10 protein-coding genes, 1 tRNA gene and 1 pseudogene are annotated in these 14741 nt (G+C 71.9%); 8 read left to right on the top strand and 4 right to left on the bottom strand.

Annotated elements, in window-relative coordinates; translation table 11 throughout:
• Positions 1-101: 101 nt before the first annotated feature.
• Together grpE and dnaK are read right to left on the bottom strand one after the other, a co-directional pair.
• Positions 102-737, bottom strand: coding sequence for a nucleotide exchange factor GrpE (gene grpE, locus ACFV6I_RS01795; protein ID WP_063348542.1), 636 nt, complete (start codon positions 735-737; stop codon positions 102-104).
• Positions 734-2566 (bottom strand): molecular chaperone DnaK, encoded by a 1833-nt coding sequence (gene dnaK, locus ACFV6I_RS01790; RefSeq protein WP_063348543.1) that lies wholly within the window; start codon positions 2564-2566, stop codon positions 734-736. Before dnaK ends, grpE begins: the two co-directional genes overlap by 4 nt.
• 339 nt (positions 2567-2905) lie before the next feature.
• Between dnaK and ACFV6I_RS01785 the strand changes: the two genes are divergently transcribed.
• The 4 genes and pseudogenes from ACFV6I_RS01785 to ACFV6I_RS01770 all read left to right on the top strand — a co-directional run bounded on the left by ACFV6I_RS01785 (position 2906) and on the right by ACFV6I_RS01770 (position 8767).
• Positions 2906-5128 carry a (Fe-S)-binding protein gene (locus ACFV6I_RS01785; protein WP_380423249.1) on the top strand — a complete coding sequence of 741 codons (2223 nt, stop codon included), beginning with the start codon at positions 2906-2908 and terminating at the stop codon, positions 5126-5128.
• Positions 5129-5436: 308 nt separating this feature from the next.
• Positions 5437-6510, top strand: a pseudogene (locus ACFV6I_RS01780) (sugar phosphate nucleotidyltransferase); the annotation flags it as partial.
• A gap of 203 nt (positions 6511-6713) precedes the next feature.
• On the top strand, positions 6714-7751 hold the full coding sequence (locus tag ACFV6I_RS01775; protein WP_380423248.1) for a Yip1 family protein: 1038 nt from the start codon (positions 6714-6716) through the stop codon (positions 7749-7751).
• A gap of 125 nt (positions 7752-7876) precedes the next feature.
• Positions 7877-8767, top strand: a complete 891-nt coding sequence (locus ACFV6I_RS01770) for a metal-dependent hydrolase (protein WP_380423247.1) — start codon at positions 7877-7879, stop codon at positions 8765-8767.
• 84 nt (positions 8768-8851) lie between these two features.
• Here ACFV6I_RS01770 and dcd read toward each other — a convergent pair whose 3' ends face one another.
• Both dcd and ACFV6I_RS01760 read right to left on the bottom strand, forming a co-directional pair.
• A complete protein-coding gene (gene dcd, locus ACFV6I_RS01765; protein ID WP_063348548.1) occupies positions 8852-9427 on the bottom strand; it encodes a dCTP deaminase in 576 nt (191 codons plus the stop codon).
• A gap of 72 nt (positions 9428-9499) precedes the next feature.
• A complete protein-coding gene (locus ACFV6I_RS01760; protein WP_079135746.1) occupies positions 9500-9721 on the bottom strand; it encodes a hypothetical protein in 222 nt (73 codons plus the stop codon).
• Between the two features lie 275 nt (positions 9722-9996).
• Here ACFV6I_RS01760 and ACFV6I_RS01755 point away from each other — a divergent pair.
• From ACFV6I_RS01755 to ACFV6I_RS01740, 4 genes are all read left to right on the top strand, one after another.
• Positions 9997-10070 (top strand) — tRNA-Gly (locus ACFV6I_RS01755).
• 232 nt (positions 10071-10302) lie between these two features.
• Positions 10303-10929 carry a response regulator gene (locus tag ACFV6I_RS01750; RefSeq protein ID WP_380339979.1) on the top strand — a complete coding sequence of 209 codons (627 nt, stop codon included), beginning with the start codon at positions 10303-10305 and terminating at the stop codon, positions 10927-10929.
• Positions 10930-11266: 337 nt separating this feature from the next.
• Positions 11267-12088 (top strand): ABC transporter ATP-binding protein, encoded by an 822-nt coding sequence (locus ACFV6I_RS01745; protein WP_380423246.1) that lies wholly within the window; start codon positions 11267-11269, stop codon positions 12086-12088.
• A gap of 5 nt (positions 12089-12093) precedes the next feature.
• Positions 12094-14631 (top strand): ABC transporter permease, encoded by a 2538-nt coding sequence (locus tag ACFV6I_RS01740; RefSeq protein ID WP_380423245.1) that lies wholly within the window; start codon positions 12094-12096, stop codon positions 14629-14631.
• Positions 14632-14741: the final 110 nt, after the last annotated feature.

Here is a 14741-nt window from a genome sequence, read left to right as displayed (position 1 = left end):
GCGCCGCGGGCTGCCCCCCCCCCCCGCGGCGGCGGCCGGCGCCGGTTTTTGGGGCGGGCTACCCCCCCCCCAGCGCACTGGTTGTCAGCTGTCACAGGTTGTCAGCTGTCCGAACCACCGTCGGACTTGTCCGCGTCCCCGGACTTCGCCTCGCCGTCGGGCGCGGCCGTGGTCTGGGTGCCCGGCTGGGGCTCCGCGACGGCGACCATGGCGGGGCGGATGATCCGCTCGCCGATGCGGTAGCCGGGCTGGAGGATCTGCACGCAGGTGTCCTCGGTGACGTCCGAGGAGTAGCTGTGCATCAGCGCCTCGTGCATGGTCGGGTCGAAGGGCTCGCCCTCCTTGCCGAACTGCTGGAGGCCCAGCTTGGCGACGACCGTCTCCAGGGACTCGGCGACGGACTTGAAGCCGCCGGTGACCTCGCCGTGCTCGCGGGCGCGGCCGATGTCGTCGAGCACCGGGATCAGGGACTCCAGGATGTTGGAGACCGCGATCTCGCGGACCGTCAGCCGGTCGCGCTCGACCCGCTTGCGGTAGTTCTGGTACTCGGCCTGCAGACGCTGCAGGTCGGCGGTGCGCTCGGCCGACTCCCGCTTGGCAGTGGCGAGTTCGTCGGAGCCAGCACCGGAGCCGGAGTCGGCGGCGCCGGCTGCGGCGGCCTCCTCGGCGGCCTTGATCACAGCCTCGTCGGCGGCGGAGTCGTCGCCGGGCTTGCCGCCCTGCGGCTTGTCCGTCATGCCGCACCGCCCTTGGGCTTCTCGTCGTCCACGATCTCGGCGTCGACGACGTCGTCGTCCTTGGCCTGGGCGGACTCGCCGGCCGGGGCGGCGGCGTCGGCGTTGGCGTACAGCGCCTGGCCGAGCTTCTGCGCGGTGGTGGAGACCTTCTCCGAGGCTTCGCGGATCTTCGCGATGTCCTCGCCCTTCAGGGCCTCCTTGAGCTCGCCGATGGCGGTCTCGACCTCGGCCTTGACGTCGGCGGGGAGCTTGTCGGTGTTGTCCGCGATGAACTTCTCGGTCGAGTAGACGAGCTGCTCGGCGGAGTTGCGGGTCTCGACGGACTCGCGGCGCTTGTGGTCCTCCTCCGCGTACTGCTCGGCCTCGCGCATCATGCGCTCGATGTCGTCCTTCGGCAGCGCGGAGCCGCCGGTGACGGTCATCTTCTGCTCCTTGCCGGTGCCGAGGTCCTTCGCGCCGACGTGCATGATGCCGTTGGCGTCGATGTCGAAGGTGACCTCGATCTGCGGCAGGCCGCGCGGCGCCGGCGGCAGGCCGGTCAGCTCGAACATGCCCAGCTTCTTGTTGTACGCCGCGATCTCGCGCTCGCCCTGGTAGACCTGGATCTGCACGGACGGCTGGTTGTCCTCGGCCGTGGTGAAGATCTCGGAGCGCTTGGTCGGGATCGTGGTGTTGCGCTCGATCAGCTTGGTCATGATGCCGCCCTTGGTCTCGATGCCGAGGGACAGCGGGGTGACGTCGAGCAGCAGGACGTCCTTGACCTCGCCCTTGAGGACACCGGCCTGGAGCGCGGCGCCGATGGCGACGACCTCGTCCGGGTTGACGCCCTTGTTGGCGTCCTTGCCGCCGGTCAGCTCGCGGACGAGCTCGGCGACGGCGGGCATACGGGTCGAGCCGCCGACCAGGACGACGTGGTCGATCTCGGAGAGCGAGATGCCGGCGTCCTTGATCACGTTGTGGAACGGGACCTTGCAGCGCTCCAGCAGGTCGGAGGTGAGCTGCTGGAACTGGGCGCGGGTGAGCTTCTCGTCCAGGTGCAGCGGGCCCTCGGCGGAGGCCGTGATGTAGGGCAGGTTGATCGAGGTCTCGGAGGACGAGGACAGCTCGATCTTGGCCTTCTCGGCGGCCTCGCGCAGACGCTGCAGGGCCATCTTGTCCTTGGACAGGTCGACGCCGTGGCCGGCCTGGAAGACCTTGACCAGGTGGTCGACGACCTTCTGGTCCCAGTCGTCACCACCGAGGTGGTTGTCACCGTTGGTGGCCTTCACCTCGACGACCCCGTCGCCGATCTCCAGCAGGGAGACGTCGAAGGTGCCGCCGCCGAGGTCGAAGACCAGAATGGTCTGGTCGTCCTTGTCGAGGCCGTAGGCCAGGGCGGCCGCGGTCGGCTCGTTGACGATGCGCAGGACGTTGAGGCCCGCGATCTCACCGGCCTCCTTGGTGGCCTGGCGCTCGGAGTCGGAGAAGTACGCCGGGACGGTGATGACGGCGTCGGTGACGGTCTCACCCAGGTAGGCCTCGGCGTCCCGCTTCAGCTTCTGCAGCACGAAGGCGCTGATCTGCTGCGGGTTGAAGTCCTTGCCGTCCAGGTTGATCTTCCACCCGGTGCCCATGTGGCGCTTGACCGAGCGGATGGTGCGGTCGACGTTGGTGACCGCCTGACGCTTGGCCACCTCGCCGACCAGGACCTCGCCGTTCTTCGCGAAAGCGACGACGGACGGCGTGGTCCGCGCGCCCTCGGCGTTCGTGATGACGGTGGGCTCGCCACCCTCCAGAACGCTGACGACCGAGTTCGTCGTACCGAGGTCGATGCCGACCGCGCGTGCCATCGTAAATACCTCCACGGAAGAGTTGAGCTTTACAGGCTCAAGGATGCACGACCGGGTGGGTGCCGTCAACAGGGATGAGTCGCCGCCGCTCAACTTTGCTGAGCGGTCCGCTTCCCGCGGCCGCGGCGACTTCCCGTGGCCTCGGTCGTGGCCGTGGTCCTGGCCGTGGCGCGTGTGGTGCCACGTGACTGCCGCCATAGCTTGGGAACCTTCTGGAGGACTGGTGGCGGGCGGTAATGTCCGGGCCGTCGGCCCGGCAAGTTACCGACGAGTACAATTCGTTCCACGCAAGACCGTTCAAAGACCGCTCAACAGCAAGCCGCAGGAGACGGAGAGCCGATGCAGCTAGCAGCGATCGTCATCTCGCTGGTCACATTCGTGATCGGCACCGCGCTCGCCGCCCGTGCGGCGCTGTACATCTACAAAGTGGTGCGGACCGGCCAGCCGGACCCCACCCGCTTCGGCCGGCCCGCCCAGCGGGTGAGGACCGTCGCGGTCGAGTTCATCGGCCACACCCGGATGAACCGCTGGGGGATCGTGGGCATCGCCCACTGGTTCGTCGCCGTCGGCTTCTTCAGCCTGGTGCTGACCATCGTCAACGCCTTCGGCCAGCTCTTCGACGCCGAGTTCGCGCTGCCGATCATCGGCCACTGGATGCTCTGGCAGCTCTTCGTCGAGCTCGTCGGCACCCTCACCACGCTGGGCATCGCGACGCTGATCGTGATCCGGCTGCTCAGCCTGCCGTCCCGGTCCGGCCGCAAGTCCCGCTTCGCCGGCTCGATCGCCTGGCAGGCCTTCTACGTCGAGTACACGATCCTCGGCATCGGCCTGTGCATCCTGATGCTGCGCGCCCTGGAGGGCGCCCTCAACGGCGTCGACTCGTACGGGCCCGAGCACCTGGTGTCGTACCCGCTGGTCTCCGCCCTCAGCGGCCTGTCGCACGGCACGCTGGAGAACCTGATCTACCTCTTCGCGATGCTGAAGATCTGCATCTCGTTCGCGTGGGCGACCACCATCGGCATCAACCCCTCGATGGGCGTGGCCTGGCACCGCTTCCTCGGCTTCTTCAACATCTACTTCAAGCGCGAGGAGGACGGCGGCACCGCGCTCGGCGCCCTGCGCCCGATGACCAGCGGCGGCCAGCCGATCGACTTCGAGGACCCGGCCGACGACGCCGTCTTCGGCGTCTCCCAGGTCGAGCACTTCTCCTGGAAGGGCATCCTCGACTTCTCCACCTGCACCGAGTGCGGCCGCTGCCAGTCGCAGTGCCCGGCCTGGAACACCGGCAAGCCGCTCTCGCCGAAGCTGCTGATCATGAGCCTGCGCGAGCACGCCTTCGGCAAGGCGCCCTACCTGCTGGCCGGTGGCGGCAAGGACATGGAGGGCGAGGAGAAGGCCACCGCCGAGCAGCTCAAGGACGTCCCGGCGGCCGCCCTGGCCGAGGCCGAGCGCCCGCTGATCGGCACCGCGGAGGAGAACGGCGTCATCGACCCGGACGTCCTGTGGTCCTGCACCACCTGCGGCGCCTGCGTCGAGCAGTGCCCGGTGGACATCGAGCACATCGACCACATCGTCGACATGCGCCGCTACCAGGTGATGATCGAGTCCTCGTTCCCGACCGAGGCCGGGACGATGCTCAAGAACCTGGAGAACAAGGGCAACCCGTGGGGCATGGCCACCAAGGCCCGCCTGGACTGGGTCAAGGAGCTCAAGAAGGAGACCGGCATCGAGGTGCCGGTGATCGGCGAGGACATCGACCCCGCCGAGGTCGAGTACCTCTACTGGGTCGGCTGCGCCGGCGCCCTGGAGGACCGCGCCAAGAAGACCACCAAGGCCTTCGCCGAACTGCTGCACACCGCGGGCGTGAAGTTCGCCATCCTCGGCAAGGAGGAGTCCTGCACCGGTGACTCCGCCCGCCGGCTGGGCAACGAGTTCCTCTTCCAGATGCTCGGCGCGCAGAACGTCGAGACGCTGAACGCGGCCCTGGAGGACGCGCCGGTCAAGCGGATCGTCGCCACCTGCCCGCACTGCTTCAACACCATCGCCAACGAGTACCCGCAGCTGGGCGGCCACTTCGAGGTCATCCACCACACCCAGCTGCTGCAGCACCTGATCGACGAGGGCAAGCTCGTCCCGGTCAACCCGGTCGAAGGCCTGATCACCTACCACGACCCCTGCTACCTGGGCCGCCACAACAAGGTCTACAGCCCGCCGCGCGAGATCATGGACAAGGTCCCCGGTCTGCGCCAGCAGGAGATGCACCGGCACAAGGAGCGCGGCTTCTGCTGCGGCGCCGGCGGTGCCCGGATGTGGATGGAGGAGCGCATCGGCAAGCGGATCAACACCGAGCGCGTGGACGAGGCGCTGTCCCTCAACCCGGACATCGTCTCCACCGCCTGCCCGTTCTGCCTGGTGATGCTCTCCGACTCGGTCAACGGCAAGAAGAACGAGGGCGCCGCCAAGGAGCACCTGAAGGTGGTCGACGTCGCCCAGCTGCTGCTCGACTCGGTGAAGGCGACCCCGCCGGCCGGCGCCGAGGAGCCTGCGACGGTGGACGCGTAGCGTCCTCTGTTCGACAGTTCTGCTACAACTGCCCGGCCCGGTGGTCGCCGCGAGAGCGCCCGCCGGGCCGGGCTTTTGGGGGGCCGGGATGGGCCGGACCGGGGGTGGATCCGGGGCGGGACCCGTAGGGGAGTGGTGCCAATCGCACGGCCGCCTGAGTGTCCGCCCGTTGGGAGGAAATACAGTAGGCGGCAGACCGGCCTCGCGCCGGTCGACCCGTTCCGGACGGCCGGACGGGTCCAGACCACCGACGGAGGTATCGGCCCGCCGGGCCGGGGCCGCAGAGCACAAGGGGAACAGCGCAGACCATGACCGAGGCGATCATGCTGGTCGGTGGTAAGGGCACGCGACTGCGTCCGCTGACCACCCACACCCCCAAGCCCATGCTGCCGGTGGCGGGCGTCCCCTTCATCGCCCACCAGCTGGCCCGCGCGGCCGCCGCCGGCGTCACCCGCGTCGTGCTGGCCACCTCGTACCTGGCCGAGGTTTTCGAGGACCACTTCCAGGACGGCACCCCGTACGGCATCGAGCTGGTCTACCTGACCGAACGCGAGCCGCTGGGCACCGGCGGCGCGATCCGCAACGCGGCGTCCGGGCTGACCTGTGGCCCCGACGAGCCCGTGCTGGTCTTCAACGGCGACATCCTCTCCGGCGTCGACATCGCCGCCCTGCGCGACGGCCACGTGGCCGCCGGGGCCGACGTCACCCTGCACCTCACCCGGGTCGAGGACCCGCGCGCCTTCGGCCTCGTCCCGACCGACGCGAACGGGCGGGTGCTGGAGTTCCTGGAGAAGCCGGAGACGCCCGAGCAGATCGTCACCGACCAGATCAACGCCGGCTGCTACGTCTTCACCCGGTCCGTCATCGACCGCATCCCGGCCGGCCGCGAGGTGTCCGTCGAACGCGAGACCTTCCCCGAGCTGCTGGCCACCGGCGCGCTGCTGCGCGGCGTCGTCGACACCTCGTACTGGCTCGACCTCGGCACCCCGGCCGCGTTCGTCCGCGGCTCGGCCGACCTGGTGCTCGGCAAGGTCGACTCCCCGGCCGTCCCCGGCCCGACCGGCGACGCCCTGCTGCTGCCCGGCGCCACCGTCCACCCCGGCGCGGTGCTCAGCGGCGGCACCGTGGTCTCCGCGAACGCGGTGGTCGAGGCCGGCGCGATCGTCGAGGGCAGCGTGATCCTGCCGGGCGCGGTGGTCGGCCCGGAGACCCTGGTCAAGGACTCCATCGTGGGCGCCTTCGCCACCGTCGGCGCCCGCTCGGCGCTGGACGGCGCGGTGATCGGCGACGGCGCGATCGTCGAATCCGACAACGAGCTGCCGAACGGCATCCGGATCGCCTGCGGCACCCTGCTGCCGGTCGGCGCGGTCCGCACCTCGGCCGGCCCTGGCGGCTGCCCGGCCGGCACCGCCGCGGCCGCCGCGGTGCACGGGCCCTCGGTCAGCGCGCAGCGGTAGGACCCGGGCCGGGCCGCTGGCGCCGTCGGCGGCAGGATTTCGGCCGCGTTCGTCTCAGGCTCGCTGCAAACCGGCCCCGGCTCCGTCCAGGCCCCACGCGGATTGGGCCGGACGGGTACCGTCAGAGCGTGGCTGGTAATCGATACGACAGCGGGCAGGGCGCCGACCCCCACGGCGGGTGGGCGCCCCCTCCGCCGCCGGCGGGGCCCGGGGGGCACGGGCAGACGGACGGGCCGGAGTACTTCACGGCCCCGCACCGGGGCGTGGCCGACGGCCCCGACGGCACGCCCGGCGGCCCCGGCGCCCCGGGCCCGCAGGGCGGCTACGACCCGTACGCCGCCGACCGGCCCGGCGGCACCCGGGCCTTCCCGACCGGCGACCCGTACGCGCAGGAGCCGCCCCACCACGGGTACTACGACCAGGGCCAGTACGGCGGACACCCCGGGTACCCGCAGGCGGGGTACGGCGCCGAGGGCTACGACCAGGGCTACGACCAGGGCGGACACCCGCAGGGCGACGGCTACGGCCAGGACGGTTACGGGCCGCAGCAGCAGCCGCCGTACGGCCAGGACAACGTCACCGTCTACCGGGCCGGCGGCCAGTCCGCCCCGCACGTCGCCGGGCCCCGCCCGCACTGGCGCGAACTGCTCATCGGCATCTTCCGCGCCCCCACCGCGACCTTCGACCGCGCCCGCGACCACCAGGTCTGGCTGCCCGCCCTCACCGTCTCGATGCTGTACGGCGCGCTCGCGGTGCTCGGCATCGGCCTGACCCACGACGACATCGTCGACTCGACCTTCACCGTCGCGCTGACCGGCATCGCCGCCGCCGCGATCGGCTTCGCCGTGGCCGGAGCGCTCTTCGGCGGCGTCACCTACGCGCTGGCCCGCCAGCTCGGCGGGGACGGCCCGTGGAAGTCGACGGTCGGCCTGGCCGCGCTGATCGGCTGGCTGACGGACGCGCCCCGACTGCTGCTCGACCTGGTGCTGCCCTCGGGCAGCGCGGTCGTCCAGGTCGCCGGCTGGGCCACCTGGGCGTTCTGCGCGTACCTGTTGATCAGCATGGTCCGGCGGGTGCACGACCTGCCCTGGGGCAAGGCGGCCGCCGCCTCGGCGGTGCAACTGCTCGCGCTGCTGGTGCTGATCAAGCTGCCGACCCTGGGCTGACGGCCGGAGGGCACAATGGTGGACGGATCCCGGTCAGGCCGGGGCCCGTCCACCCTCTTCACCCCCTCAGCCTTCACCCCCTCGCCCCTCACTCCCTCACCCGTTCCACGTCACCGGAGCCAGGAATGACCCTCCCCACCACGCACGTCAGCTTCCCGGCCGGGGCGGTGACCGGCGAGTCGACGGTCATCGCGGTGCACCCGCTGGGGGACGGCCGGCACGCCGTCGTGACCGGGGCCACCCCGTTCCACCCGCTCGACCACACCTGGCCCGACCAGCCCGCCGACCTCGGCACCCTCACCGTCGACGGCACCGAGCTGGCCGTCGTCGACTGCCTCACCGGCGCCGTCGGCCCGGACGGCGGAACGCCGCTGGCCGGCGCCGACATCCCGGTCCGGCGCGGCGACGAGGAGTGGTCCTGGCTGGTCCTGCACGTCGTCGACACCGACCCCGGCGACGTCGTCGGGCGCACCGCCGTCCTCGCCGTCGACGCCGACCGCCGGGCCGCCCTCAGCGCCTCGCACAGCGGCTGCCACCTGCTCGCCCTCGCCCTCAACGAGGCCCTCGCGCCGCGCTGGCGCAAGGACCCGGGCCGCTCCGACGCCCTCGGCCACCCCGACTTCGACAGCCTCGCGATGGCCACCTCGGTGATGGACACCGAGGCCAGCACCGACACCTACCGGCTCGGCAAGTCGCTGAAGAAGAAGGGCTTCACGGCGGACGCCACCGACGAGCTCCCCGCCCTCGCCGACGCCCTGCCCGCCCTCACCGAGGCCGTCAACACCCGGCTCGCCGCCTGGGTCGCCGCCGACGCCCCGGTCCGCATCGAGGTCCCCGGCCCCGAGCTCACCGCCCGCCGCCAGTGGCACTGCGAGCTGCCCGAGGGCGGCGCGCAGATCTTCTGCGGCGGCACCCACCTGCACCACCTCGGCGAACTCGCCGAACTCCGCACCGAACTGCGGCTCTCCGAGGACGGCACCGAACTGGTCGCCGTCACCCGCCCCAAGCGGGCCTGAGCACGCGGGAAACGCGACGGGCGGCCGCCCCTCGTCCGTCATCGGCGAGGGGTGGCCGCCCGTGCTGCGTGCGCTCCGCCCGGATCAGACGTCGGTGCGGTGGAAGTTCATGAACGAACGGGACGGCGTCGGGCCGCGCTGGCCCTGGTAGCGCGAGCCGTACCGCTCCGAGCCGTACGGGTGCTCCGACGGCGAGGAGAGCCGGAACAGGCAGAGCTGCCCGATCTTCATCCCCGGGTACAGCTTGATCGGCAGCGTCGCGACGTTCGACAGCTCCAGCGTCACGTGACCGTTGAAACCGGGGTCGATGAAGCCGGCCGTCGAGTGCGTCAGCAGGCCCAGCCGGCCCAGGCTCGACTTGCCCTCCAGCCGGGACGCCACGTCGTCGGGCAGCGAGATGACCTCGTACGTCGAGGCCAGCACGAACTCGCCCGGGTGCAGGATGAACGCGTCGTCGCCCTCGGGCTCCACCAGCCGGGTCAGGTCCGGCTGCTCCTCGGAGGGGTCGATGTGCGGGTAGCGGTGGTTCTCGAACACGCGGAAGAAGCGGTCGAGGCGCACGTCGATGCTCGACGGCTGGATCATCGCCGGGTCGAACGGGTCGACGACGACCCGGCCCAGGTCGATTTCGGTCCGGATGTCCTTGTCAGAGAGCAGCACGCTTCGAGGTTACGTGCACGACAGGGCCCCGGACGAATCCGCCCGGGGCCCGTTCCGTCCTCGCGTCGACCGTCAGGCCAGGAACTCCGCGGCCTCCAGCCGCAACGCCCGGTCCAGTTGCGGCGCCGACAGCTCCCGCACGTCGGCCAGCACCGAACTCCTCAGCCGCCCGCACTGCGGACAGCGGATCAGCCGCCCGGGCCCGAGCCGGCCCGGACCGAGGTTCTGCATCGGGAACGTGGTGGTGCTGAACAGGTGCCCCTCGGCACAACGAACGACGGCGCGCTGCTCCATCGATCCCCTTCCCATCCCTAACCCAGTACTCACCCGTACTCATCGCGCCCCGCGGGACCTCGCCCCGGGACAGCGTCACATTAGGGGATGCTCCGGACATTCCGCACCGTGGCTCGCCGCCCCGAACCCACCCGCCGGAGCGCTCGTACGCGGCCCACACAGTACGCCCCCCACCCACCCCCGCCCGCCCCACCACTCCCCGGGCGGGCCGTGCAACCACAGTCGCGAATGGGGTACAGTGACACTGGATTGAGCGGTCTCTGACGGCTCATCAGGCGGGCGTAGTTTAATGGTAGAACATGAGCTTCCCAAGCTTAGAGCGCGAGTTCGATTCTCGTCGCCCGCTCCATACCGAGAGCCGCAGGTGATCTGACCTGCGGCTCTCGTGTTGTCCGGACCACTTCGGGTCCGTTGTGTCGGATCCGTGTTCGTGGAGGGCCGGCCGTAGTTCGATCGGGTTCGCACTGTTGTTTCCGTCGCTCGCGGTCACGCATGGTGGATCAATCGGATACGGGCTGCCCGTGGCCCTGTTGTCTCATGGAGCCGCGCGGGCGGGGGTTGCCTGGCAGGGGAGGACGCGGATGATCAGGGTTCTGTTGGCCGAGGACATGGCCATGGTGCGCAGCGCGCTGATGGCACTCCTCGCGTACGAGGACGACCTGGAGGTCGTCGCGGACGTCGAGCGTGGTGACCTGGTGGTGCCGACGGCTCTGCGGGTCCGGCCGGACGTGGCGGTGCTCGACATCGACATGCCCGGTCTGGACGGGCTCCGGGCCGCGGCCGAGTTGCACGAGAAGCTCCCGACGTGCGGGACGCTCATCCTGACCGGGCTGGCGAGACCCGCGCATCTGCGCAGCGCGATGTCCGTCCACGTGCTCGGGTTCCTCGGCAAGGACGCCCCGGCCCAGGAGCTGGCGGCGGCGATCAGGAAGGTGGCGGCCGGCGAGCGTGCCATCGACCCGGAGCTGGCCCTCGCCGCCCTGGGGGCGCGTGAGAATCCGCTGACGCCCAGGGAGCTCGACACCCTGCGCCTGGCCGCGGAAGGTGCCTCCGTCTCGGAGATCGCCGCCCGGCTGTTCATTTCGGCGGGAACCGCCCGCAACCATCTGGCCGCCGCGGTGACCAAGGCCGGGGGGCGCAGCCGGGTGGACGCCATTCGGATCGCCGAGGAGATGGGCTGGCTCTCCGCCGGCCCTCGCCCCTCATAGGGCCCCGGACGCAGGGGTCGAACCATCGGAAGTTCGGAAAGCCGGACCGGAAGTTTTCTTCGTCAAATTCCGGAGGCCGACGTTCGGTTATTCCGCACAAGTGTGGTCCCGGTATTCGGGCGGCCTTTTGGCTGCGATGAATTCCATGGAACGCCCCATGCGATTCGCATGGATGTGTCCATGGGTTGTCCACGTCCAGACCCTCCCGGCCGGGCCGCCCAGCAGACTCGGTGGCCCGTTGACCTGGGGTGGAGCCTCCGGAGCCGCCGCCGGAGCGCTGTCCGGACGCCGCCGGAGGTCCGGGCGGGCGATGTGGATCTGGCTAGGCTCGCGGTAAATGAGGGCAGGGCGCCACATCGAGGAGGGGATTCCCGTTTTCTCTCGGACTGCGGATTCCAGCGATCCGGAACAGGCCCATTCCACTTCGGAGCCGGACCTGGCGGTGCGGCTCGACGGGTTGAGCAAGGTGTACGGGCGCGGAGCGGGGGCCGTGCACGCCCTGCGCGAGGTGTCGATGGAATTCCGGCGAGGCGGGTTCACCGCGGTGATGGGGCCCTCGGGGTCCGGGAAGAGCACGTTCCTGCACTGCGCCGCCGGGCTCGACCGCCCGACCTCCGGGCAGGTCCGGCTGGCCGGCCTGGAGCTGGGGGCGCTCGGCGACACCGAGCTGACCGTCCTGCGCCGGCAGCGGATCGGCTTCGTCTTCCAGTCCTTCAACCTCCTGCCCTCCCTGACGGTCGAGCAGAACGTCACGCTGCCGTTGCGACTGGCCCGGCGCCGGGCGGACCGGGCCTGGCTGGGGGAGATCCTCGACCGGACCGGCCTCGCCGACCGGGTGCGGCACCTGCCCACCCAGCTGTCGGGCGGTCAGCAGCAGCGGGTGGCGATCGCCCGGGCCCTGGTCACGCGACCCGAGGTCGTCTTCGCGGACGAGCCCACGGGCGCCCTGGACAGCACCACCGGTACGGAGGTCCTGCGGCTGCTGCGGCACGTCGTCGACGGACTGGGGCAGACCGTGATCATGGTGACGCACGACCCGGGCGCCGCCTCCTACGCGGACCAGGTGTTCTTCCTGGCGGACGGCTCCTTCGCCGAGGCACTCGCCAACCCCTCGCCCGAGCAGGTCGCGGACCGGATGACCCACCTGGGAAGGCGCTGAACGGCATGCTCCTCCTGGCCTGGCAGACGGTGCGCGCCCGCAAGGCGGGCTTCGCGGGTGCTTTCGCCGCACTGTCGTTCGCCCTCGTCCTGACCGCCGCGTGCGGTGTCCTGCTGGAGTCCGCCCTGCGGGCGGGCACCCCCACCGAACGCTACGCGGCGGCCCCGGTCGTGATCGGCGGCTCGACCCGGATGGCCGACGTCGATCCGCTGATCGGAAAGCTGGCCGCACTGCCCGGCGCCGGGACCGTCACCCCGGAGGTCTCCTTCCCCGCCGCCGTGATCACCGGATCGGGGCAGGTCCTCTCCGGCCCGCAGGGCGGGGCGTCCCTCGGGCACTCCTGGACCAGCGCCGTCCTCGCCCCCTTCCACCTGACCTCCGGTCACCCGCCGACCGGCCCCGACGAGGTGGTCCTCGACGAGGCGACGGCCGCACGCGGCGGGCTCCGGCCCGGCGACCCCGTGCGGCTGGCCACCACCACCGCCCCCCGTGCCTACACGGTGTCCGGACTGGCCTCATCCCCACGGGAGTTGGCCCGCCAGAGCGCCCTCTTCTTCAGCCCCGACCAGGCGGCCCGGCTCGCGGGCACCACCAAGGGCGCGGACGCGATCGGCGTCACGGCACGGGACGGGGCCGACCCGCAGGCGCTGGCCGCGCAGGCCGAACAGGTCCTCGCCACGGCCTTCCCGGCCACCGGGGCGGAGCTCTGGTCCGGGCCCGAGGTGAGCACCGGCGACCAGCGGGGCGAGCGGGAGTTCTCGGGCGCACCCGGGCCCGGGGACGGCCTGGCCTCGCTCGCCGGGACCGTCGGCATCCTGTCCCTGTTCATCTCGGCGTTCGTGGTGGCGGGAGCGCTCGCGCTCACCGTCCGGCAACGCCTGCGGGAGATGGCCCTGCTGCGGGCGGTGGGCGCCACTTCGGGACAGGTGCGGCGGATGATCGCGATGGAGACGCTGGTCCTGAGCCTCGGCGCCGCGCTGGTCGGATGCCCGGTCGGGGTCGGCGTCGCCTCGCTGCTCCGCGGCGTACTCGTCGACCGCGGTGTGGTCCGCTCCGACGTCCCGCTCCACGTCGGGCCCACCGCACTGCTGACCGTCGTCGGCGTGGCCGTCGGCACCGCGCAACTCGCCGTGTGGGCCTCCGCGCGCCGGGCGTCCCGGGTCGAACCGACCCAGGCTCTGCGCGAGTCCGCTGCGCCCGCGCCGCGGATCGGCTGGGTGCGGGCGGTGCTCGGGGCCGGGACGCTCGCCGTGTGCGCCGTGGTGCTGGCGTCCTCCACGGGCAGCCGGAGCGGGGCGGGCACGGCCGAGAGCATGGTCCTGCTGCTCCTCCTGGGGGTGGCGCTGCTCGGACCGGTGATCGGGCGGGTCGCCAGTGTGGTGATCGGTGGACCGGTGGGCAGGCTCTTCCCCGTGGCGGGGTTCCTCGCGTCCGCGGCCCTGCGCGCCCAGCCCCGCCGCTTCGCCGCCGCCGTCACCCCGCTGGTGCTGGCGGTGGCCTTCACCAGCACGGTGCTGTTCGTCCCCGGCGTCAAGGCCCAGGCCGCCGCGGCCGAGGACGGTCGAAGGCTGCGGGCCGACCACGTGGTCCAGGCCGACGGTGTCGGGCTCCCCCCGGACTTCGTCGCCGCGGCCCGCCAACTGCCCGGCGTCACAGCGGTCAGCGGGGTCGTCCCCGCCACGACCATGGTGTCCAACGCGTCGCCCGGCACCGCCGGCTCACGGGGCGTCAGTGCCAAGGTGGTCGATTCCGCCGCGCTGTCCGAGCTGCTCGATCCCGGGGTCACCGCGGGCTCGCTGGCCCAACTGCGCGGGGACGGCGTCGCGCTGGGGCAGCGCTCGGCCTCCGGACTCGGCGCCGGCGTCGGCACCAAGCTCCGGATCGGCTGGATGGACGGCAGCGAGAGCACCGCCACGGTGGTCGCCGTCTACGACCGCGACCTGGGGTTCGCCGACGCCCTCCTCCCCACCGAGTCCGCCGCCGCGCACACACCGGACCCCCTCGCGCCGACGGTCCTGGTCCGCTCCGCCCCCGACGCCGACCCCCAGCAGGTCGGCCGGGAGCTCCAAAGCCTCACCGCCGCCTACCCCATGGCCCGTACGAGCGACCGGGCCGCGTACGACGACGCCCGCAGGCACCGGCAGGAGTCGGCCACGGCCGTCGGCCGGCTGCTCCTCGGCATGATCAGCCTCTTCACCGCCATCGCCGTCGTCAACACCCTGGTGATGGCCACGACCGAGCGGTTGCGCGAGTTCGCCCTGCTGCGTCTGGTGGGCACCACCCGCCGTCAGATCCTGCGCATGATGGCCTGGGAGGGGGGCATCACGGTCGGCGTGGCCCTCGCCCTCGGTGCCGCGGTCACCGCCGCCGTCCTGGTGCCCGTCAGCCTCGCGCTCACCGGCTCGGCCTGGCCGTCCGTATCCGCGACCTGGGCGGCCGCAGTGCTGGGCGGGGCGGCTCTGCTGGGTCTGGGCACCGTGCTGCTGACCACCCGGCTGGCGCTGCGCAGGGAGCCGGTCGAGGCCATGGGACTCCGGGAGTAGCGGGCGCCGGGGGGGGGGGGGCGCGCCCCCCCCCCCGCGCCCCCCGCCCCCCCCCCCCCCCGCCCCCCCCCCCCCGCGGGGGGCCGGGGGGCGGGGGGCCCGCTAACGCC

It is taken from the genome of Kitasatospora sp. NPDC059803 (genome assembly GCF_042732255.1).
Taxonomy (GTDB): Bacteria; Actinomycetota; Actinomycetes; order Streptomycetales; family Streptomycetaceae; genus Kitasatospora.
The sequence above is the reverse complement of the archived record's forward strand: the minus strand, read 5'-3'. Positions and strand labels throughout refer to the sequence as shown.